General features: G+C 60.9%; 1 protein-coding gene. It reads left to right on the top strand.

Annotated features, from left to right (window positions below):
- Positions 1-861: ATP-binding protein (locus tag EOA24_RS39720; RefSeq protein WP_281059948.1), on the top strand; the 861-nt coding region annotated here is incomplete at both ends.

Below are 861 nucleotides of genomic sequence, written 5' to 3'. Positions count from 1 at the left end.
GACGCGGTGTTGTGCAACTTCCGCAGATTCCAGCATGAGAATGCGATCAGCGAGTTTCGCGAGATCGACGATCTAGTGCGCACGCATGCCACGCAGCGCGTCGTCAGCGCGCTTGCGCATGGGCTGCCTTCGGTACAGAGCGTCTCGCGCAACTCCGAGCTTGGGTTGCTGCGCTATCAGATGGAACTCCAGCGACCCAGCCTGTCGATCCGCGACGTCATTGGCAAGATACCACAGAGCTTTGGCAAGCTCGCCCCTTGCATGCTGATGTCACCGCTCTCGATCGCGCAGTACCTGCCGCCCAACCAGGCGCTGTTCGACGTGGTGATCTTCGACGAAGCCTCGCAGATAACCACCTGGGACGCCGTCGGCGCCATTGCCAGGGCGCGACAGACCATCATCGTTGGCGATCCAAAACAGCTGCCGCCGACCAATTTCTTCGGCCGCAACGAGGAAGAGGAAGATATCGCCGACCACGAGAAAGACCTCGAGAGCATCCTTGACGAAGCAAGGGCGTCGGGGATTCCGGTGCGCGATCTCAGATGGCACTATCGAAGCCGAAGCGAGTCGTTGATCGCCTTCTCCAATCACCACTATTACAACAACCGGCTTGTCACGTTCCCGTCTCCGGCGGTCGACGATCGCGCGGTGAGCCTGCGCAAAATACCCGATGGCATCTATGACCGCGGCAAGAGCCGGACGAACAAGGTCGAGGCAATGGCGGTCGTGCGCGAGGCCGTCGGGCGGATGAAGCAATGGCTGGCGCTGCCCGAGAATGGGCGTCCAACGCTCGGTGTGATCACCTTCAACGCACAACAGCAATCGCTGATCCTCGACCTCTTGGATGCCGCGCGCCGGGAT

This window comes from Mesorhizobium sp. M2A.F.Ca.ET.039.01.1.1, from assembly GCF_003998035.1.
Taxonomy (GTDB): Bacteria; Pseudomonadota; Alphaproteobacteria; order Rhizobiales; family Rhizobiaceae; genus Mesorhizobium.
Note: the sequence above shows the minus strand (reverse complement) of the source record. Positions and strands in the feature narration are given on the sequence as shown.